This is a genomic window from Streptomyces lincolnensis, assembly GCF_021173675.1.
Lineage (GTDB): Bacteria > Actinomycetota > Actinomycetes > Streptomycetales > Streptomycetaceae > Streptomyces > Streptomyces lincolnensis_B.
Genome location: NZ_JAIHON010000006.1, coordinates 675018 through 695168, shown reverse-complemented (window position 1 = coordinate 695168; position 20151 = coordinate 675018). Strand labels below are relative to the sequence as shown.

Sequence of the window (20151 nt, the reverse complement as noted above, 5' to 3'; positions counted from 1 at the left end):
CCGCCGGGCCATGGGCGTTGCCCGTCAGGAGAAGTGCCTCGATCTGCCCTTATCGCATTTCGACGGCGCGAGCAGGCCCTCGGGCTAGGGTCTGTTGCGAAAGTGGATCTTGTTCGTTGATGTTCATCTCTCGTGGGACGAGGTGATCTGACGAACGGCCAGTGGGCCCGGCTGGAAGTGTTGTTGCCGCAGGGCATCAAGCCGGGCCGTCCGCAGGTGTGGACGCGGCGGCAGCTGATTGACGGCATACGGTGGCGGACCCGGACCGGTGCCCCGTAGCGGGACGTGCCCGACGGGTATGGCCCGTGGGACAGGGTCTATGACCTGTTCCGACGCTGGCAGCGGGACGGAACCTGAGCCCGGATCCTCACCCAGCTCCAGGCAGAAGCGGACGCGAAGAGCCTGATCACCTGGGAGGTGAACGTCGACTAAGCCGTCTGCCGGGCCCACCAGCACGCCGGCGGGGCGGCGAAAAGGGGGACCTCCAGAAGGAACCGCCCGGCGGAGTCGCCGTCGAGCCGGCCGACCACGGACTGGGACGCTCCCGGGGCGGTCTGACCAGCAAAATCCACCTCGCCGTCGAGCAGGGGGCAAAAGCCGCTGTCGGTGGTGATCACGGCTGGTCACAGGGGTGACTCCCCGCAGTTCGAGCCGGTTCTGGAAGCGATCCGAGTCCCCAGAGTCGGACTGGGCAGGCCGCGCAAGCGCCCGGACCGGGTGCGGGCCGACAAGGCGTACGACTCCCGCCGCAACCGTTCCTACCTGCGCAGACGCGAGATCAAGGCCACCATTCCGGTCCCAGCGGACCGTGTCCGCAACCGGCTCAAGCGCGGCTCTCGCGGCGGGCGTCCGCCGAAGTTCGACAAGGACGACTACCAGCAGCGGCACGCAGTCGAATGCGGGATCAATCGCCTCAAGCGCCACCGGGTCGTCGCCACGCGATACGACAAACTCGCCGTCCGCTACGAAGCAACCGTGCTGGTCGCAGCCATCAACGAGTGGCTGTGACCAGCATTTTCGCAACAGACCCTAGAGCCTCCCTGCGTACACGGCGAACCCCACCCACGTCTCCGTAGCGAGCCGGAGTATCGGACCGTCCGGGTTCTTGGAGTCCCGGACGGCTATCGTGCCGGGGATGTTGCTGGCGACCTCAACGCATTCCTGGCCGGCGTCGCCGCCGCTGTAACTGGACTTGACGAACTCGAACTCGGTCACTGGTCTACATCTCCTTGCGAATGGCGTCGATCAGGTCGAGGGCCTTGCGCTCCGCCAGCCCGACCCGTGCGATGCGATCGAAGATCCGACGGTGCCTGGCGGCGTCCTCCTCGCTCTCCAACCAGAGCGTAGAAGACGGTACGTCCATGTGTACGACATCCAGCGCCCCGGGCTCGGCGAAGGAGACGATGCTGAACGCGCCGATCATGCCGGGGCTGGCCCCCGCCAGGAAGGGCACCACCTGCACCTGGACCGTGCCCAAGGCGGCCACGTCGAGCAAATGCCCCAGTTGCTCCCTCATCACATCACGGCCGCCAACGAGTTGGCGCAGCGCTCCCTCGTGGAGCACGGCCCACAACTCCAGCGGACGTTCCCGCTGCAGGCGCGCCTGACGGGCCAGCCGCGCTTCGACAAAGGGCTCGATCTCGCTCGGGTCCTCCCATGAGCCGGATCCGACCGCCACAGCGCGCGCATAGTCGGGTGTCTGCAACAAGCCGGGAATGAAGGCGAGTTGCCATGTGCGGATGCTCGTGGCGATGTCCTCCAAGGCGACGTACTCGACCATGGCGAGGAGCTGTGGGTACTGGTTCCACCACCCCTTGGCCTTGCGCCTTTCGCGGTCCGTCCGCGCCAGAGTCAACAGCCTTTCGGTCGCCGCCTCGTCGGTCACGCCGTACAAGTGGCACAGGGCACGGATGTCGGGGTCGCGTATCGGCACCCCTCCCCGCTCCATCTTGGCGACCTTGGCGACTGAAGCTGACAGCACCTCGGCCGCGTGAGGCTGTCGCATTCCGCACGCCTCACGCATGCGCAACAGTTCGCCACCAAGCCTGCGCGCCAGCACCGTTGACACCGTCCTGCCGCGATCAGGATCCCTGCCTGCCATGGCGCTTTACCTTCCACCCGAGTCAGTCACAGTCCGTGGCGCCACCCTACCGTGCGCAAGCACGTACTGATAAATATTTCTGTCCCTAAACTTGATGTCCCGAGATCATGAGGCTACCGTCAGTACTCAATCGCCCACTCAGCGGAATCAGTTGGCGGAAGTGCACCGTGCCTCCCAAGCCAGGGCCGTACGACGGAGCCACCTCCCCCCACCCACCTGGCGTCCGCCCCGGGCACTCCCCCTTGCACAAGGAGGTGCGCTCCAGTGACTGATTCCTGTCCTCCCCCTCACCCCAAAGGCCCCAAGACGTACGACCGTTACGACGCCGTCAGCTACACCCCGTTCCCCCGCAGCGTCGCTCTCGCCCGTAAACACGTCGTCCGACTCACCATCGACTGGGGACACCCCTACGCCGCCGACGACGCCGCGCTGCTGGCAAGCGAGTTGTGCACGAACGCCCTGCTGCACGGGTGTCTGCGGGGCCGCCTGTTCCGCATGGAGACGTCCCTCACCGGCACCGCCCTGCGCATCGCCGTCACCGACCCCCGAGGCGAACGGCTCCCGAACCCCCGCCCCTCCACCTCCGACGACCAGTTCGGCCGGGGCCTGCTCATCGTCCGCACGCTCGCCGACCGCTGGTCCGTGGAGAAGCTCACTGTGGGCAAGACGGTGTGGGCGGAGTTGGTCGTCGGGGGAGCAGCGGATGCGTAGTCTGCTCGGCCGTCTGCGAAGGTGCCGCGGCGGTACCTTGGCCGCACGGCGAAAGGAGACGCACATGGCGATCAAGTGGCAGGACGCGGTGGCCGAGGCTCAGGGAGTCACCGGCTTCACGGGCGAGGTCGTCCAGCGCACCGTCGACGGAATCGGCGCTGCCCTGCGACTCGACCACCGCGCCGCCTTCTACACGGAGCTGGGCGCCCTGGCCGACTCCGGCGGCTTCGACGCGTTCCTCAACCACTGGTGGACCCAGGCACTCGCCGACTCGGCGGCCGGCGGGGAAGCACGCGAGCAAGCGATCGACTTCGCCGACGTGGCCGTGTCCCTGTACGCACGAGCCATGGGCGGCCCCACGTCCACCCAGGCCGAGATCGAAGCCCTCATCACCGGAGCGGAAGCCTGTTGAGCTACACCATCATCTGGGAAAGGCCCGCTTCCGAAGGCCTCAAACGGCTCAAGGCCCGTGACGGCAATGCCGTAAAGCCACTCCTCAAAGCGATCAATGCGCTCGCCGACGATCCGGAGCCCGCTGCGAGCAGCAAGCTCGGCTCCACCAGCCTGCGGCGGCTACGCGTTGGTACCTACCGGGCCACGTACGAGATCGACGGCTCCAGAGTATCGATCAAGATCCTCATGGTCGGCAGCACACCTCTATGACCACAGCAAGGGAAGTGGAGGGAGGCACCATGAACCCGGACACCACGGCGGCCGTCCGGCGGCTGCCGGCCGTCGACGCGTTACGGGGTTTCGCGCTGCTCGGCATCCTCGTGGTGAACAGCACGCAGATCATGGACCCCTATGCGGCGGAGGGGGTTCGCGAGCCCGGTGCCGCCGTGGTGGACGAGGTCGCGCTGTGGCTGGTGAAGGCGGTGGCGACCGCCAAGTTCTATCTGCTGTTCTCCTTCCTGTTCGGCTACAGCTTCACCCTCCAGGAGGCCTCCGCCGAGCGGGCCGGAGCGCGGTTCACGGCCCGGTTCCTGCGGCGGTCGCTGGGCCTGCTGGTGCTGGGCGTGGCGCACGCCGTGCTGCTGTACACCGGCGACATCCTCATGGCGTACGGCCTGCTGGGGCTCGTCCTGCTGTGGGCCCGGCGGATCTCGCCGAGGACCGCGGTGCGCACCGCCTGCTGGATCTACGGCGTCTTCGGCGCGCTCCTGACCGGGCTGGGCGTCCTCGCGCTGGGGGTGCCGGAGGAGGGCGGCACGGAGCCGGGGACGATCGCGGCGGCCGTGGCGGCCTATCGCGGCGACGCGGCCACCGTCGTCCAGGCGAACCTGGACCGGTTCCCCGACGCCGTCCTCGGCATCGTCGTCATGGCCCCCGGGATTCTCGCCGCCTTCCTCGTCGGCCTGGCCGCGGGCAGGCGGGACCTGCTCGGCCACGACCGTACGAGCCGCTCCCGGTTGGTCCGGATCACCGCCCTCGGCCTGGCCGTCGGCGTCCCCGGAGCCGTCTTCTACGCCTCCGCCTCCCAGGGCCCCCTGGGCGAACGCTGGCAGTTCCTGGGGATCGCCGTAGGCATGCTCACGGCACCCGCGCTGTCGGCCGCGTACGTCTGCCTCTTCCTGCTCCTGCTGCGCTCGCCGGCCGGAGAGGGGGCCGTGCGGCTGCTCGCCCCGGCGGGCCGGATGGCGCTGACGAACTACCTGGCGCAGTCCGTGATCATGACCGTGCTGGCCACCGCATACGGTCTCTCGCTCTACGGCCGGCTGGGCACCGCCACCCTGATGGTGCTCGTGGGCGCCGTGCTCGCCGCCCAACTCGCCCTCTCTTCCCTGTGGTTGGGGCGCTTTCGGTACGGGCCCGCCGAGTGGCTGCTGCGGGCGGTCACCCTGGCGGGGCGGCCACGGGAGCGCGCGGACCGCTGACGGATCACGTCAAGCGCACGAAACCGCCGGGTGATCGGTACGTTACGTACCGCCTCTAACGTCCCCCCATGGCGGACATATTTGACGCGTACGCGTTGGCCGACGCGTGGGACGAGATGTTTGAGCGGCCAGGTGAGGTCAGGACCGCCTATGAGCCGGTACTGGCTGCGCTTCAGCCGATCGAGCCGAGCGAACTGAGGTTCCGGGCCGACCAGATGGCCCGCGCCTTCACGGACCGCGGCGTGACCTACGCCTTCGCGGGCGAGGAGCGGCCCTGGCCGCTGGATCTCGTGCCCAGGATCCTCGACGCCCTCGAATGGGATCTCATACAACGCGGGGTGAGCCAGAGAGTCAGGGCCCTGGAGGCCTACCTCGCCGACGCCTACGGACCCGCCCGTGCCTTCGAGGACGGTGTCGTGCCCTGGCGGCTGCTCCTGCACTCCCCGCACTTCCATCGCGCGGCCCACGGCGTCGAGCCACCGGGCGGCGTCCGCATCCATGTCGCCGGCATCGACCTCGTCCGCGACGAGGCCGGGGACTTCCGGGTCCTGGAGGACAACGTCCGGGTGCCCAGCGGGGTGTCGTACGTCATCGAGAACCGGCGCGCGATGACCCGGATCTTCCCCTCCCTCTTCGCCGAGCAGCACGTCCTGCCCGTCGACGGGTACGCCCAGCGGCTGCTCGCCGCCCTGCGCGCCGCCGCGCCCGACGGCACCCAGGACCCGCGGGTGGTCGTGCTGACCCCCGGCCCCAGCAACGCGGCCTACTTCGAACACGCCCTGCTCGCGCGGCTGATGGGCGTGCAGCTGGTGGAGGGGCACGACCTGGTGTGCCGCGGCAATCGCGTGTGGATGCGGACCACCCGCGGCGAGGTGCCCGTCCATGTCGTATACCGGCGCCTGGACGACGACTTCCTCGATCCGCTCCACTTCCGCCCCGACTCGGTGATCGGCTGCCCCGGCATCATGAGCGCGGCCCTGGCCGGACACGTCACCCTCGCCAACGCGGTCGGCAACGGCATCGCGGACGACAAGCTGCTCTACACCTACGTCCCCGACCTGATCCGGTACTACCTCTCCGAGGAACCGATTCTTCCCAACGTGGAGTCGTTCCGGCCGGACGAGCCGGGCCAGCTGGAGGCCGTCCTCGACCAGATCGACCAGCTGGTCGTCAAGCCCGTCGACGGGGCCGGCGGGCAGGGCATCGTCATCGGCCCCAAGGCCGACGCGGCCACCCTGGATCGGACCCGGAAGGCCGTCATCGCCGATCCGCGCGGCTTCATCGCCCAGCGGCCGGTCGCCCTGTCCACCTCCCCCACCCTCGCGGGCGAACGCATGGCTCCGCGCCACATCGACCTGCGCCCCTTCGCCGTCAACGACGGCAACGATGTCTGGGTCCTGCCCGGCGGCCTGACCCGGGTCGCCCTCCAGGAGGGCAACCTGATCGTCAACTCCAGCCAGGGCGGCGGCTCCAAGGACACCTGGGTACTGGCCGAAGGCCCTGCCGAGCCACCGGCCCCCGCCGCCGAGGGCGAGGGCGGCCTGCCCGAGGTGGCACCGCGCCAGCTCGGACCCGACGGCACCCCCACCGTCGTACAGGAAGGGGCGCAGCAGCAGTGAGCGACGTGATCCTCTCCCGGATAGCCGAGGCGCTGACCTGGACCGGCCGGTACGTCGAGCGGGCGGACGCCACCGGCCGCATCCTCGACGCCTATCTGCACCGCCTGCTGGAGGACCCCTGGCGCGACGAGGACGTGGCCTGCCGGTCGTTGTACGCGATCCTCGGCGTCGACGCCGGTGACGAGCGCGTCGACATGCAGCAGGTGCTGGACCAGCTGGCCTTCGACGCGCACTCCACCTGCTCCATCGAGGGCGCGCTCGGCGCGGCCCGGCTGAACGCCCGCAGCGCCCGCGAGGCGGTCTCCTCGGAGATGTGGGAGTGCCTGAACTCGACCTGGCACGCCCTCGCCGACCAGCGCCTGGCGGCCCGCCGCACCGGCCCCTACGCCTACCTGGAACTGGTCCGGCGCCGGGCCGCGCTCTTCTTCGGCCTGGCCGACTCCACCATGAGCCGCGACGACAGCTGGCGTTTCGTGGTGCTGGGCCGCAGCCTGGAGCGGGTGGACATGACCGTACGACTGCTGTCGGTGCGCGTGCTGGACGCCGCGCACGCGCCGGACTGGCCGACGCTGCTGAGCGCGTCCGGTGCCGACGAGGCGTACGCGCGCGTGCACAGCGGCTTCGGCGACACCCCGCGGGTCGCCCAGTTCCTGCTCCTGGACCGGGACTTCCCGCGCTCGGCGCTGCACGCGCTGACCACGGCCGAGGAGTGCCTGTCCGCGCTCGGCCGCCCCCGCCAGGACCCGGCCCGCCGCCCGATCGGCCGGCTGCGCACCCGCCTGGAGTACCTCGACTCCCAGGCCCTGGAAGACCAACTGCCCCTTCTCCTTCGGGACTTGCAGCAGGCCTGCATGGCGTCCGCGGACGCGGTGGAGCAGCGGTTCTTCCCCAACCAGGGGCCCGTCGAGTGGGCCCAGGAAGGAGCCTGAGATGGCTCGTCGCCTCCGCATCCGGCACATCACGCGGGTCGCGTACGCCCAGGCCGCGGTCTCCTCCCACAACGAGGTCCGCATGACCCCGCTGACCCTGCCCGGCCAGACCACCCTGGACGCCCGGGTCACTGTCAGCCCGACGGCCACCACCTGGTCGTACTGGGACTACTGGGGCACCCAGGTCACCGGCTTCGACCTGATGGACCCGCACGCCGACCTCACCATCACCGCGTCGAGCCTGGTCGAGACCCACCCCCCGGGCGGGCTCCCGACGGCACCCTCCTGGGCGGAGATCGCCGAACAGACCGCCCGTTCCCGCCTGTCGGAGTTCGCGAGCCCGACCCCTCGTACGACGATGCCGGCGGAGCTCGTGGAGCGGGCGCGGCAGGCTGCGGCGGGCCTCGACCCGCACGAGACCGTCGTCACCGTCTCCTCGATGGTCGCGGACCGGGTGTCCTACCTGCCGGGCACCAGCACGGTGAACACCTCCGCCGCCGAGGCCTGGGAGCAGGGCGCGGGCGTCTGCCAGGAGATCGCCCACGTCACCCTCGCCCTGCTGCGCGGCCTCGGGCTGCCGGCCCGGTACGTCTCCGGCTACCTCCACCCCGAGCGCGAGGCGGAACTGCACCGCCCCGTCGCCGGCCAGAGCCACGCCTGGGTCGAGTACTGGGCGGGCGACTGGTGCGGCTACGACCCCACCAACCGCACCCGCGCCGACGAGTCCCACGTCGTCGTGGGCCGCGGCCGCGACTACGACGACGTCACCCCGCACAAGGGCGTCTACCGCGGCGTCGCGGGCGGCCCGCCCGAGGTGACGGTGGAGTTCACGCGCGTGGGGTGAGCCCCCGCTCCATCACCCGCTTGAGGGCGACGAGGTCGGCGAACACCGCCTCCTCGTCGCCCCGGAACTCCTCGTCACTCATCCCCTGCCGCCTGCGCAGCGTGAACACCACCTCGCACCCGTCGCCGTCCACGATCACCCGCACCGGGTTGTGGACGACCTCACCGGAGGGCAGGGTCACGTCGTGGTCGAGTACGCCGAAGTCGTTCCGTGGCGTGAAGACGACCCCGACCCGTCCCAGAACCGACGACTCGGCGATCCATCCCCCCTCGGCCCTCTCCATGGAGTGCCCCAGTCCCCTGGCCCACTCGGGCCAGCGGGAGGGCTGGGCCGCGTAGTCGTAGACGTCCTCGGCGGGACGGCCGATGTGGACGGCGATGTGCCGGGAAGCGGAAGTCTCCATGGGGCCGACGCTACGAAGCCGCCACCGGTGCCGTCTTGAACGAATCGGACACGGCGCTACGACAGCCCTGCGGCGGACCCGCGCCCCGGCCTACTTCAGCTTCGCCGACTGGCACGCGCTCTCGTACTTCGCGGTGCAGATGTCGGACACCTTGTAGATGCCGTCGGCGATCACGGTGGACTTGATGTTGTCCTTCGTCAGGGCCACCACGGGGACCAGCTGGGCCGGGATGTCCTTGTCGGTGGGGCTGTCGACGCGGTCGGAGGCGAGGGCGTCGAACTGGATGCCCTTGCCCTGCACCCGCGCCACCGCCATCTCCGCGGCGGCCTCGGCCTCCTGCGGGTACGGCTTGTAGACGCTCATGTACTGCTCGCCCGCGACGATCCGCTGCACGGCGGTGAGTTCCGCGTCCTGGCCGGTGATCGGCGGCAGCTCGGTCACGCCCGCGGCCTCCAGGGCCTTGATGACACCGCCCGCCATGGCGTCGTTGGCGGAGTAGACGGCGGCGATGTTGCCCTTGCCGATCGCCTCGATCGCCTTGGCCATGTCGGACTCGGCGATCTCCGGCTTCCAGCCGTCCACGTCGTAGGTCTTGGCGATCGTCACCTTGCCGTTGAGCTCGGAGAGCGCGCCCGCCTTGAACTGCCCGGCGTTGGGGTCGGTGGGCGAGCCGTTCACCATGACGATCTTGGTGGAGGTGTCGGTGTCGCCACCCAGGGCCTCCATGATGGAGCGGCCCTGGACCTCGCCGACGAGCTCGTTGTCGAAGGAGACGTACGCGTCGATCGGGCCCTCGGCCAGCCGGTCGTAGGCGATGACCGGGATACCCGCGTCCTTGGCCTTCCGCACGGTGTCCGCGATGGTCTTGGCGTCGACCGCGTCCAGCAGGATCACGTCGACCTTGTCGGCGATCATCTGTTCCATCTGCTGGATCTGCTTCTTCGCGTCGGCCTCGCCGTTGGCGTAGACGGTCTTGCCCTGACCGTCGGTGAGGGACTTGACCTTCTGCTGAATGATCGGGTAGTCGAACTCCTCGTACCGCGTGTTCGTCTTCTCCGGCATCAGTACGCCGACGGTGATGTCATTGCCCTTGGTCGGGCTCGCCTCGCTGCTGGTCCCGCTCACGCCCAGTGCGCCACAAGCGGTCAGCGAGAGCATGAGGGATCCTGCGGCCACTGCTATGGCGGTACGACGGGTACGGGTGTTCACTGCGCTTGCCTTCCGGACGAGGGTGCGTATCGCGACCCAGGTGAAGGGAAGCCAACGCGGCCTTCACCGAGCCGTCAAGGAGCAATCACTTATTGAGATAGCAACGTTAATACGTGCGGCTTCTGTGAAGGTCGCCGCCCCCAGGGGCGACGAAGGACGGCGAACAAGCCCAAAAGTCCCGTACAACCAATCCGCGGGCTCGTCGGTCCTGATCGTCAACGGCTTTGCCCGCCGTTGACGATCAGGACTGAAGGACGCATGAATCCAGCCAGACGCACGACCGCCGCGACTGCCACGACAGCGACCGCCGTCGCCCTCGCCACCGCAGGCGGCCTGCTCGCCGTCACCGCCGCACCCGCCTCCGCCGCGACGACCTGCACATCCCCGGTCTACAAGCGGCAGTTCTTCGCGAATACGACGTTTTCCGGCACCCCGAAGAAGACGGACTGCGACAACGCGATCGACCAGACGTGGGCCGGCGCGCCCGTCTCCGGCCTGCCGACGAACAACTTCGGCGTCCGGTACGCCGTGACGAGGGACTTCGGCTCCGGCGGGCCGTTCACGCTCGCCGCCTCCGGTCTCGACGGCATCCGCGTCTACCTCGACGGCGTCCGCAAGATCGACCTGTGGAAGAACACCTCCACCACGGTCTCCAAGACGGTCAACGTCACGATCCCGTCGGGCAAGCACACCCTCCGCGTGGACTACGTGAACTGGACCGGCAGCGCGAGGGTCAAGTTCGGCTACACGCCCAGGACTTCGGCAACGGTCGACAAGGTCAAGCCCCTCACACCCACGGGCGCCGCCGTCACGTACGACCCCGCCACCGGCAAGGCGAAGGTCACCTGGGCGAAGAACAAGGAGATGGACCTCGCCGGATACCGCGTCTACCGCCGGGACAAGGGCCGCACCGAGTACTTCCGGGTCAGCGGCGGCGACCCGCTCACCGGCACCTCGTTCACCGAGGGCCTGCGGCCCACCGGTGCCGCGTACTACTACGAGGTCCGGGCGGTGGACCGGGCCGGCAACGAGTCGGCGGGCAGCACGGACCAGCTCGTCACCACGGTCGACCGGACGGCCCCGCTGACGCCGGTCGTGACCGCGACGGACGACCCGGTGCGCGGGGTCGAGCTGGACTGGCAGGACGATCTCTTCGACATCAGGTACGACGTCTACCGGGCCGTCTCCGCCACCGGCCCGTTCGAGAAGCTCGGCATCTCCTACGGTTCGAGCCGCACCGACGAGACCGCGCCCTACGGGGAGACCTCGTACTACAAGGTCGTCGCGAGGGACCCCGCCGGCAACACCGCCTCCTCCCAGATCCTCTCCCTCGCCCGCCCGCTGGCCGTGCCCACCATGGAGACCCCGGGCACCAACGCGGCGGAGACCGGGGTCGAGCTGCGCTGGACGACGTCGAAGGCGGCGCCGACGCAGTACCGCGCCTACCGCTGGGAGCCGTCCGACCCGGACGCCGTCCCGGTGCGGATCACCTGCGAGACGTACCGCACGGGCCACGAGTCCGACTACTACCCGCAGTACGGCTGCACCGACTACTCGGCCGTGCCGCACGTCGCCTACGCCTACTACGTCACCAGCGTCGACAGCGCGGGCCGCGAATCGGCGCCCTCGGCCACGGTCCACACGGGCCTGCGGGACACGACCCCGCCACCGGCCGTCACCGGCCTCGCCCACACGAGCACGGAGTACGGCACGGTCCTCCAGTGGGACGAGAGCCCCGCCACTGACCTCGCCCTTTACCACGTGCTCCGGGCCACCGACCCCCGTGACACCAGCACCTACGAGTCGCTCGCCACCCTCCCGCCCGGGACGACCCGGTACGTCGACGTGCAGGTGCCGGACGACGAGAACTGGGTCTACTTCGTGGACGCGGTGGACAAGCGGAACAACTCCCTCTACACGCTGTCCGGCAACCCCGCCGAGGTCGTCGCCAACGTCAGCGTCAACGAGTTCCACCTCACCCCGAACCACGCCCCCGCGAACACCGCGGCCTGGACCCTGTCCGCCACGAACGACGCCGGCAGCGCGTCCCTCACCTGGACCTGCGCGACCGGCTGCGTGCCCGCGTCCGGCTTCCACGTGTACCGCTACGACCGCACGAGCGACCAGTACGTCCGCCTCACCGACGTCCCCCTGGCCGCCGACACCCGCACCTGGACCGACCCGGCGACCCCGTCCGCGACCACCAGCCACTACGTCCTCTCGGTCGTCGCCGCCGACGGCACGGAGTCCTTCTCCGGCCTGGCCCCGGTCGTCGTCCCACCCGCCTGAACCCGAACCTGAACTTGCACCTGAACCTGAACCTGAACCTGAACCGAAGGACCGCATTGAACCCGGCAAGACGTACGACCACCGCGGTCGCCGCCGCCGTCGTACTCACCACCGCGGGCACCCTCCTCACCGCATTGCCCGCGTCCGCCGCGACGACCTGCACCTCGCCGGTCTACAAACGGCAGTTCTTCGCGAACACGAGCTTCTCCGGCACCCCGAAGAAGACCGACTGCGACAACGCGATCGACCAGACCTGGACCGGATCCCCCGCCACGGGCCTGCCGAAGGACAACTTCGGCGTCCGGTACGCCGTGACGAGGGACTTCGGCTCCGGCGGGCCGTTCGCGCTGGCGGCCTCCGGCCTGGACGGCATCCGCGTCTACGTCGACGGCGTCCGCAAGATCGACCTGTGGAAAAACGTCTCGACGACGGTCTCGAAGACGGTCAACGTCACGATCCCGTCGGGCAAGCACACCGTCCGCGTCGACTACGTGAACTGGACCGGCAGCGCGAGGGTCAAGTTCGGCTACACGCCCAGGACTTCGGCAACGGTCGACGCGGTAAAGCCTCTCACCCCCACGAGTGCTTCGGTCTCGTACGACACCGCGACCGGCAAGGCGAAGCTCACCTGGGCGAAGAACAAGGAGATGGACCTCGCCGGGTACCGGCTGTACCGCCGCCTGAAGGGGACGACATTCGGCGCCACGCCGCTCGTGACGACGACGGGGACGTCGTACACGGACGCGACCCTGCCGGTGACCGGCGCCGCGTACTACTACGAGGTCCGCGCCCACGACAAGGCGGGCAACTCCTCGTCGGGCACAGCCGATCTGGGTGTGACCACGGTGGACCGGACCGCACCCGCTACCCCGGCCGGCCTGGACATCACCGACGCCTCCGAGACGGGTGGGCTGCGGATCGGCTGGAGCCCGGTGGAAGGGGCGGCCTCGTACCGCGTGTACCGGGCGGCGACCGAGAACGGCACGTACAGCCGTGTCGGCACCACGGACCAGCCCTCCTACCGGGACGCCACGGCCCAGGTGCGTACCAGCTACTACTACCGGGTGACCGCGCTGGACGCGGCGGGCAACGAGTCGGCGCGGTCCGTCATCGTCAAGGGCGCCCGTCGGGACGAGACCCCGCCGCCTGCCGTCACCGGCCTGACGGCCACGCCGACCGAGTACGGCTTCGCGCTGAACTGGGACGCGAACCCGGCGCCCGACCTGTTCCGGTACGTGGTCTACGCGGGTGAGCTCGTCGGCGACGAGGAGGAGCAGGTCTGCTCCGTCCACGAGGTGGAGTGGCTGGACGCCGAGACCACGTCGTACGACTACACCACCTTGCCGGACGGCGAGGAGCGCTGCCTCTTCGTCGACGCCGTCGACAGTTCCTGGAACTCCCACTACAAGTGGACCCGTTCGCCGAACATCGTCACCTCGACCGAACTCGACATGACGCCGAGCGTGCCGACGCCGGAAGGGTCGCCGCTGCACCTCACGGTGGACCGCGCACTAGGGGCCGAGGAGGGGAACAGGCTGTTCTGGCAGGGGCTCCTCGAAGGCACCCCCGAGACCGCGGGCGGCTTCCGCGTCTACCGCTGGAACCCCGTCACCGACAGCTACGAGAAGATCCTCACAGCGGGCGACGGAGTCGACGAGTTCGAGGACACCGGCGTGAAGCACGGCACGACCTCGTACTACTGGGTGACGGCCGTGTCCGCGGACGGCACGGAATCCCTGCCCGCCGGAGGCTGGGCGGTCACCGCACCGACCTCCTGACCCGACCGCCGGGAACCTCCTCGTAGAGCCTCAGCCCCGCTTCGGGCCCGTGATCCCCTCACCGATCACGAAGCCCTTGGCGGGGCCTTTGGGGATGGTGACATCGGTGCCGTAGGGCACGCGGTGGATGTCCTCCCAGTCGGCCTTCTCGGGCTGCGGCCCGGCGAAGAGGGTGACGGCGCCCTGGTCGTCGTAGTCGTCGATGAGGACGTACATCGGGATGCCGGCACGGGCGTATTCGCGGCGCTTCTGGCTCCGGTCCCGGTCCAGACCGCGCTTGCCGGGGGAGGTGACCTCGAAGGCGATCCGAACTGCGGCGGCGGTGAGACCGAGCCCGTCATCGGTCACGTAACGCTCAGGGTCCCTCGCGACGACGAGCAGATCGGGGATCCACGCGGAGCCCTCGTGAATGACGTTCGTGTCCTGCCGGGCAGCGAAGTCCGAACCCTTCAGGAAGTCCCCCAGCGCCTCCTTCAACAGGAAGATGGCCTGGCTGTGTGAGTAGCGACCGGTGGGCGACACCTCGATGGCTCCCTCGATGATCTCAGCGCGGTAGCCCTCGGGGAGTTCCATGGCCTTCCATGCCTGCCACACGACCTCGTCGAGGCCAGGTCCGTTCTCGAAGACGGGCTCGGTCCTGAACTCAGTCATGGTCTCAGGCCTCTCGTGCGCAAGAGCGGTCATGGCGGCATCACCTCCTCAAGTGTGGGCTTGGCGTCCCTCGGGGCACAAGCGACGCGATCACGGTAGGTACGGCAATAGGGCTGACCAGGTGAGATACCCCTGGTTCAGCCGTTCGGACGAAGCCGGAACGGTCCACCGCGTCCGCCCCCGCCGCCCAGCTCGAACCACACCCCCTTGGCGAACCGCCCCGCCCTCTCGTCGGCGACACCCCACCCGTCCGCCATCTCCTCGACCAACGCGAGCCCCCTCCCCCAACAGGCGGCCACCCCGCGCGCCGGATACGCGACGACCGGCGGGTCGGGGCTCTCGTCGAAGACGCTGACCCGGAAGCGGGCCGGGGTGAGCCGGATACGGAGCATGGCGGTGCCCTTGGTGTGCAGGTGGACGTTGGTGACCAGTTCCGAGGTGCACAGGGCGGCGGGCATGACGAGGTGTTCCCGGTCGTGGGTGAACAGAACGGCACGGACGAAGTCCCGGCAGAGGCGGGGAGCGGTGGCGTCGGCGGGGGCGAAGAGGCTGTATTCGTGGGTGAGTTGGGTGGGGCGGTGCGGGGCGCGGCGGGCTGGGTCCACGGGTGTCGGCTCCTGTCGAGTGGGGGTTCCTGCTGCCCGGCGATGGCGTCGCCCGTACGCGGGTGCGCGGGTGCTCTGTCGGCTTATGGGCAGGGGAGGTTGGGCGGTTTCGGTATGTCACCGGAACCACACTCAAGGTAGCGATAAAGGTTTCTCGCGAGCAACCTATTCACTTCAGTCGATGGACTAACTCCGTCGGACACGGCAGACTTTGGGCCGATCACCAAGGAGAACCCGTGGGACTGCGCACCAGCATCAGTGAACGGCAGCGGCGACTCGGCCTCGAACTCAAACAACTGCGCGAACAGGCTGGGTTGACCACCAGCGAGGCCGCCGAGCGGATCAACATGACGCGCGGCCAGTTGGGCCACATCGAGGCCGGCCGGACCTCGATCCTCACCGAGCGGCTACTCGACCTCTGCCGGGCTTACGGTTGCACGGAGGAGCCCTACATCGAGGCACTGGTCTCCATGTCCGAGTCCACCGGTAGAGGCTGGTGGCGTGCGTACAGGAAGCACATGGGGCCCGACCCTCTGAATCTGGCCGAGCTCGAATCGGAAGCCGTGGCCATCCGGACGCACGAGCCCCTGTTCATCCCCGGCCTGTTCCAGACCGCCGACTACACGCGAGCCATCTTCACCAGCCCCGACCTTGGCTTCGCGAACATCGATGCGGGCTTGAGGTTCCGCATGGAACGGCAGCACATCCTCACCCGGCAGACCCCGCCGTCGGTACACGCCATCATCCACGAGTCCGCGCTGCACATGCGGTTCGGCGACACTGAGGTCGTCCGGGAGCAACTGCTGCACCTGATCGAACTGGCCCGCCTGCCGAACGTGACCATCCAGGTCTATCCATTCACCGCTCAGGCCGACGCCGCCCTCACCGGCAACTTCGCGCACATCGTTCCGGCCAACCCGCGACTGGGCACCGTAGTGGTCGAACACCTCCTGGGATCCCACTACTTGACACTGCCGAGCCAGCTCAAGGAGTACGACTGCCTGTTCGACCGCATCGCGGAAAAGGCCCTCGCACCCATCGACGTATCGTTGGCCCCTGAAACACACTCGGTGAAGGACTCGCTGGCCCTCGTCCAGCATGTGCTCTACACCCTCTGAGGAGGCCCCGATGCCCGAACTGCACTGGCAGAAGTCGTCGTACAGCGGCGGCCCCGAAGGCAACTGCCTCTACATCGCCACCGCCCCCGACGGAACGATCCGCCTCCGCGAGAGCGACACCCCGGACGTCATCCTGGCCGCCGCCCCCGAAGGCCTCGCCGCGCTCCTGCAGCAGGTCAAGGACGTATAACAGTCCCCAGGTCACGGGCAGCCCCGTACAACCCACGGCCCACTCCGCGAGTCGTGATCGTCGCCACCCCTTCCCCGGCCTAACGACGATCACGACCGAGGATCCATGAACCCAGCCAGACGCACGACCGGCGCGGTTGCCGCCGCCGTCGTGCTCACCACCGCGGGCACCCTGCTCACCGCCCTGCCCGCGGCCGCCGCGACGACCTGCACCTCGCCGGTCTACAAGCGGCAGTTCTTCGCGAACACCACCTTCTCCGGTACGCCCAAGAAGACCGACTGCGACAACGCCATCGACCAGACCTGGACGGGCGCGCCCGCCACAGGGCTGCCGAAGGACAACTTCGGCGTCCGCTACGCCGTGACGAGGGACTTCGGCTCCGGCGGGCCGTTCACGCTCGCCGCCTCCGGTCTCGACGGCATCCGCGTCTACCTCGACGGCGTCCGCAAGATCGACCTCTGGAAGAACACCTCCACCACGGTCTCCAAGACGGTCAACGTCACCATCCCCTCGGGCAAGCACACCCTCCGCGTCGACTACGTCAACTGGACCGGCAGCGCACGCCTCAAGTTCGGCTACACACCCCGCACCTCCGCCACCGTCGACAAGGTCAAGCCCCTCACCCCGACGGGTATGGCGTGGGACTACTTCCCCGGTATGGAGGAGGGCGTGAGCGCCGTGCTCGACTGGGCGCGGAACAAGGAGATGGACCTCGCCGGGTACCGGGTCTACCGGCGGGTGCAGGGCACGTCCACGTGGACGCGGGTGGGCACGACCACCAATGTGACGTTCACCGATGTGCCGCCGCAGACGGGACAGAAGTACTACTACGAGATCCGGGCCTACGACAAGGCGGGCAACGAGTCGTCGGGGACCGCCGACCAGGGCCCGTCCCCGACGGCGGACTACACCGCGCCCGCCGCACCCGTGCTGAGTGCGACGAGCGGGGAGGCCTCCAACGACCTGTCGTGGACGGCGTCGGCGGACGCGGCCTCCTACCGGGTGCTGCGCAAGTCGGACTCGGCGACGTCGTACAGCGTGCTCGGCACGACCACGACGGCCACGTACTCGGACACCTCGGCCTCCTACGGCCGCGCCTACGACTACAAGGTCTTCGCGATCGACGCGGCCGGGAACACGGCGACCTCCAACGTCGTGCGGACCGCCCGGACCATCGCCCCGCCGCAGAACGTGACCGCGACGACGCCCGGCTGGGGCGCGGTGTTCACCTGGACCGAGCCGGCCGGCGGCGACACCGCCGACTACGAGGTCTACCGCTCGAAGACCTCGCCGGTCGCCCTCACCTACGACAACCTCACCGACTGCCGCAGCCGCAAGGTCGGCACGGACGCGTCCGGCAACACGGTCCGCAGCTGCACCGACTACGACGGCGACCAGGGCGCCACGTACAAGTACGTGATGACCCGGAAGAACACGGCCGGCCGCTGGTCCACCGGTTCCGCCGAGCTCACCGTCACCCGCCCCGGCGACGAGATCCCGCCCCCTCCCGTGGCGAACCTGACCGCCCAGCCGCTGGAGTACGGCGTCCAGCTGGACTGGGACGACAGCACGGCGGCGGACCTGGAGAAGTACTGGGTCTACGAGGACCTGTCCTGCTGCGAGCCGGAGTACCTCGGCACGGTCGCCGCGGGCACCTCCGAGTTCGTCGTGGGCCCGTCCGTGGCGGACGGCGAGACGAGGACGTACATGGTCGTGGCCGTCGACAAGTACGGCAACTCCCTCACGTACGAGGACGAGGTGGACATCGACGACTGGAGCGGCTCCATCTCCAAGGTCACCGTCACCGAGCAGGACCTCAGGCCGACGACCGTCCCCGAGAAGACGGCGCCCTGCACCCTGATCACCTACACGACCTACGGCGACCACGGCGGCATGTACATCGAGTGCGCCGACTCGGTGGCCACGGAGGCCGCCGGCATCAACGTCCACCGCTGGGACCGCGCGACGAGCACCTACGTCAAGGTGACGGACGTCCCGCTGGCGCCGACCGCCACCAACTACACCGACACCACCATCCCCACCGGCACGACCGTCTACTACACGCTCTCCGTCGTCGCGCCCGACGGCTCGGAGACCTTCAGCAACGTGGACTCCAGCGTGTCCCTGCCGAGCGGAGCCTGAGCCCGTGCGTACCACCGTCCCCGCCACCGCCGTCGTACTCGCCACCGCGGCCGGCCTCCTCACCGCCGTCACGGCACCCGCGTCCGCCGCGACGACCTGCACGTCCCCCGTCTACAAGCGGCAGTTCTTCGCCAACACCACCTTCTCGGGTACGCCCAAGAAGACCGACTGCGACAACGCCATCGACCAGACCTGGACGGGCGCACCCGTCTCCGGCCTGCCGAAGGACAACTTCGGCGTCCGCTACGCCGTCACCCGCGACTTCGGCTCCGGCGGGCCGTTCTCGCTCTCCGCCTCCGGACTCGACGGCATCCGCGTCTACCTCGACGGCGTCCGCAAGATCGACCTGTGGAAGAACACCTCCACCACGGTCTCCAAGACGGTCAACGTCACCATCCCCTCGGGCAAGCACACCCTCCGCGTCGACTACGTCAACTGGACCGGCAGCGCACGCCTCAAGTTCGGCTACACACCCCGCACTTCGGCAACGGTCGACAAGGTCAAGCCCCTCGCGCCCACGGGCGCTTCGGTCTCCTACGACACCGCCACCGGCAAGGCCAAGCTCACCTGGTCCAAGAACAAGGAGATGGACCTCGCCGGGTACCGGGTGTACCGCCGCCTGAAGGGAGCCTCCTTCAGCGCCACACCACTCGCCACGACCACCTCCACCACGTACACCGACGCGACCCTGCCGGTGACCGGCGACACGTATTACTACGAGGTCCGTGCCTACGACAAGGCGGGCAACTCCTCGTCGGGCACTGCCGATCTGGCGGTGGGCACGGTCGACCGGACGGCTCCGGCTCGGGTCGAGACGGTGTCGGCGCTGGGCACGACCGCGGGCAACTCCCTCTCGTGGAAGGCACCTTGGTCGAACGACGTCCACCACTACGAGGTGTGGGGCGCGACACCCGGGAATTCGGACATGGACGGTCCGGACACCGTCTTCGGTACGTCGTGGACGGACCCGGTGGCACCGGCGGGGGTGCTCTACGACTACGCGGTGGTGGCCGTCGACGCCGCCGGGAACATCGCCCCGCTCTCCGACCCTGCGTTGGTCACCCGTCCCGTGGCATCCGCCGTGCCCGCGCCCACCGCGCTCCAGGGCACGCCCTCGGACGCCTCCACCCGGCTGACCTGGACCCCGTCCGAAAGTGACGCCTCCGGGTACCGGGTCTACCGGCGGATCGACGCCAACGGCGCCTGGAGCCTCCTGGGCACCGCCTCCGGCACGGCGTACGAGGACACCTCCGCCCCGAAGGGCAAGGCGTACTACTACGTCGCCGCCGTGGACGCCCAGAACACCGACTCCGTGCCGTCCGCCGGGGCCGTCGTCGACCGGCTCACCCCGGCCACCGCGACCGGCCCCGCCGCGCCCAAGCTGACGCTGGTGCACCCGGGGATCCCCTCGGGAGTTCTCGCGCAGACCCCCACCCAGGTGACGGCCGCGCCCGGCACGGGTGACGAGGGTCGGGTGCTGAAGGGCTACTCCTGGGAGATCAGCGGCGCCTGCGGCTTCAGCGGCGACCGGCTGTCCACGACAGGAGAGATCTCCTGGACGGCGCCCTACAACGGTCCGTGCACGGCCACGGTGTACTCCGTGGACGCCTACGGGCGTGTGGGCGAGCAGAGTTCGTCGCTGGACTTCTACGTCGGGCGCTGACACGCACGAAGGGGCCCGGAGTCTC

Annotated in this window: 19 protein-coding genes and 1 pseudogene; 14 read left to right on the top strand and 6 right to left on the bottom strand. The window is 69.2% G+C overall.

From position 1 onward, the window contains the following. Positions 1 to 132: 132 nt before the first annotated feature. Positions 133 to 1008 (top strand): annotated as a pseudogene (locus K4B79_RS20820) (IS5 family transposase). 21 nt (positions 1009 to 1029) lie between these two features. Here K4B79_RS20820 and K4B79_RS20815 read toward each other — a convergent pair. Then, on the bottom strand, positions 1030 to 1215 hold the full coding sequence (locus K4B79_RS20815) for a DUF397 domain-containing protein (RefSeq protein WP_232028299.1): 186 nt from the start codon (positions 1213 to 1215) through the stop codon (positions 1030 to 1032). 4 nt (positions 1216 to 1219) lie between these two features. Next, a complete protein-coding gene (locus K4B79_RS20810; RefSeq protein ID WP_232028298.1) occupies positions 1220 to 2101 on the bottom strand; it encodes a helix-turn-helix domain-containing protein in 882 nt (293 codons plus the stop codon). Positions 2102 to 2365: 264 nt separating this feature from the next. Between K4B79_RS20810 and K4B79_RS20805 the strand changes: the two genes are divergently transcribed. The 7 genes from K4B79_RS20805 to K4B79_RS20775 all read left to right on the top strand — a co-directional run bounded on the left by K4B79_RS20805 (position 2366) and on the right by K4B79_RS20775 (position 8078). After that, positions 2366 to 2812 carry an ATP-binding protein gene (locus K4B79_RS20805; RefSeq protein ID WP_232028297.1) on the top strand — a complete coding sequence of 149 codons (447 nt, stop codon included), beginning with the start codon at positions 2366 to 2368 and terminating at the stop codon, positions 2810 to 2812. A 64-nt stretch (positions 2813 to 2876) separates the two neighbouring features. Continuing rightward, positions 2877 to 3224 carry a hypothetical protein gene (locus tag K4B79_RS20800; RefSeq protein WP_232028296.1) on the top strand — a complete coding sequence of 116 codons (348 nt, stop codon included), beginning with the start codon at positions 2877 to 2879 and terminating at the stop codon, positions 3222 to 3224. Next, positions 3221 to 3475, top strand: a complete 255-nt coding sequence (locus K4B79_RS20795) for a type II toxin-antitoxin system RelE family toxin (RefSeq protein WP_232028295.1) — start codon at positions 3221 to 3223, stop codon at positions 3473 to 3475. The genes K4B79_RS20800 and K4B79_RS20795 overlap by 4 nt, the downstream gene beginning before the upstream one ends. A 29-nt stretch (positions 3476 to 3504) precedes the next feature. Next, positions 3505 to 4686, top strand: a complete 1182-nt coding sequence (locus K4B79_RS20790; RefSeq protein WP_232028294.1) for a DUF418 domain-containing protein — start codon at positions 3505 to 3507, stop codon at positions 4684 to 4686. A 68-nt stretch (positions 4687 to 4754) separates the two neighbouring features. Continuing rightward, a complete protein-coding gene (locus tag K4B79_RS20785; protein WP_232028293.1) occupies positions 4755 to 6305 on the top strand; it encodes a circularly permuted type 2 ATP-grasp protein in 1551 nt (516 codons plus the stop codon). Continuing rightward, on the top strand, positions 6302 to 7234 hold the full coding sequence (locus K4B79_RS20780) for an alpha-E domain-containing protein (RefSeq protein ID WP_232028292.1): 933 nt from the start codon (positions 6302 to 6304) through the stop codon (positions 7232 to 7234). Before K4B79_RS20785 ends, K4B79_RS20780 begins: the two co-directional genes overlap by 4 nt. Before the next feature lies 1 nt (position 7235). Continuing rightward, complete coding sequence (locus tag K4B79_RS20775) at positions 7236 to 8078, top strand: transglutaminase family protein (RefSeq protein ID WP_232028291.1); 843 nt, start codon at positions 7236 to 7238, stop codon at positions 8076 to 8078. Here K4B79_RS20775 and K4B79_RS20770 read toward each other — a convergent pair. Continuing rightward, positions 8062 to 8481, bottom strand: a complete 420-nt coding sequence (locus tag K4B79_RS20770; protein ID WP_232028290.1) for an SRPBCC family protein — start codon at positions 8479 to 8481, stop codon at positions 8062 to 8064. The two genes, K4B79_RS20775 and K4B79_RS20770, sit on opposite strands and share 17 nt — an antisense overlap. A gap of 90 nt (positions 8482 to 8571) precedes the next feature. Beyond that, positions 8572 to 9639, bottom strand: coding sequence for a sugar ABC transporter substrate-binding protein (locus tag K4B79_RS20765; RefSeq protein ID WP_232028289.1), 1068 nt, complete (start codon positions 9637 to 9639; stop codon positions 8572 to 8574). A 309-nt stretch (positions 9640 to 9948) separates the two neighbouring features. Here K4B79_RS20765 and K4B79_RS20760 point away from each other — a divergent pair, with 309 nt between their 5' ends. Both K4B79_RS20760 and K4B79_RS20755 read left to right on the top strand, forming a co-directional pair. Next, positions 9949 to 11979 carry a PA14 domain-containing protein gene (locus K4B79_RS20760; RefSeq protein WP_232028288.1) on the top strand — a complete coding sequence of 677 codons (2031 nt, stop codon included), beginning with the start codon at positions 9949 to 9951 and terminating at the stop codon, positions 11977 to 11979. 56 nt (positions 11980 to 12035) lie between these two features. Then, the gene (locus K4B79_RS20755; protein WP_232028287.1) at positions 12036 to 13757 is read left to right on the top strand and encodes a fibronectin type III domain-containing protein; all 1722 of its coding nucleotides are present in this window, start codon (positions 12036 to 12038) and stop codon (positions 13755 to 13757) included. Positions 13758 to 13787: 30 nt separating this feature from the next. Here the strand turns inward: K4B79_RS20755 and K4B79_RS20750 are convergent, their stop codons facing one another. Together K4B79_RS20750 and K4B79_RS20745 are read right to left on the bottom strand one after the other, a co-directional pair. Continuing rightward, a complete protein-coding gene (locus tag K4B79_RS20750) occupies positions 13788 to 14408 on the bottom strand; it encodes a Uma2 family endonuclease (RefSeq protein ID WP_232028286.1) in 621 nt (206 codons plus the stop codon). Between the two features lie 137 nt (positions 14409 to 14545). After that, positions 14546 to 15013, bottom strand: coding sequence for an ATP-binding protein (locus K4B79_RS20745; protein WP_232028285.1), 468 nt, complete (start codon positions 15011 to 15013; stop codon positions 14546 to 14548). A gap of 236 nt (positions 15014 to 15249) precedes the next feature. On the opposite strand from K4B79_RS20745, the gene K4B79_RS20740 reads away from it, so the two are divergent. The 4 genes from K4B79_RS20740 (at position 15250) to K4B79_RS20725 (ending at position 20126) form a co-directional block, all read left to right on the top strand. After that, on the top strand, positions 15250 to 16131 hold the full coding sequence (locus tag K4B79_RS20740; RefSeq protein ID WP_232028284.1) for a helix-turn-helix domain-containing protein: 882 nt from the start codon (positions 15250 to 15252) through the stop codon (positions 16129 to 16131). Between the two features lie 10 nt (positions 16132 to 16141). After that, complete coding sequence (locus K4B79_RS20735; RefSeq protein WP_232028283.1) at positions 16142 to 16321, top strand: DUF397 domain-containing protein; 180 nt, start codon at positions 16142 to 16144, stop codon at positions 16319 to 16321. A 105-nt stretch (positions 16322 to 16426) separates the two neighbouring features. After that, positions 16427 to 18463 (top strand): fibronectin type III domain-containing protein, encoded by a 2037-nt coding sequence (locus tag K4B79_RS20730; protein WP_232028282.1) that lies wholly within the window; start codon positions 16427 to 16429, stop codon positions 18461 to 18463. A gap of 4 nt (positions 18464 to 18467) precedes the next feature. Next, the gene (locus tag K4B79_RS20725; protein WP_232028281.1) at positions 18468 to 20126 is read left to right on the top strand and encodes a fibronectin type III domain-containing protein; all 1659 of its coding nucleotides are present in this window, start codon (positions 18468 to 18470) and stop codon (positions 20124 to 20126) included. Positions 20127 to 20151 lie beyond the last annotated feature (25 nt).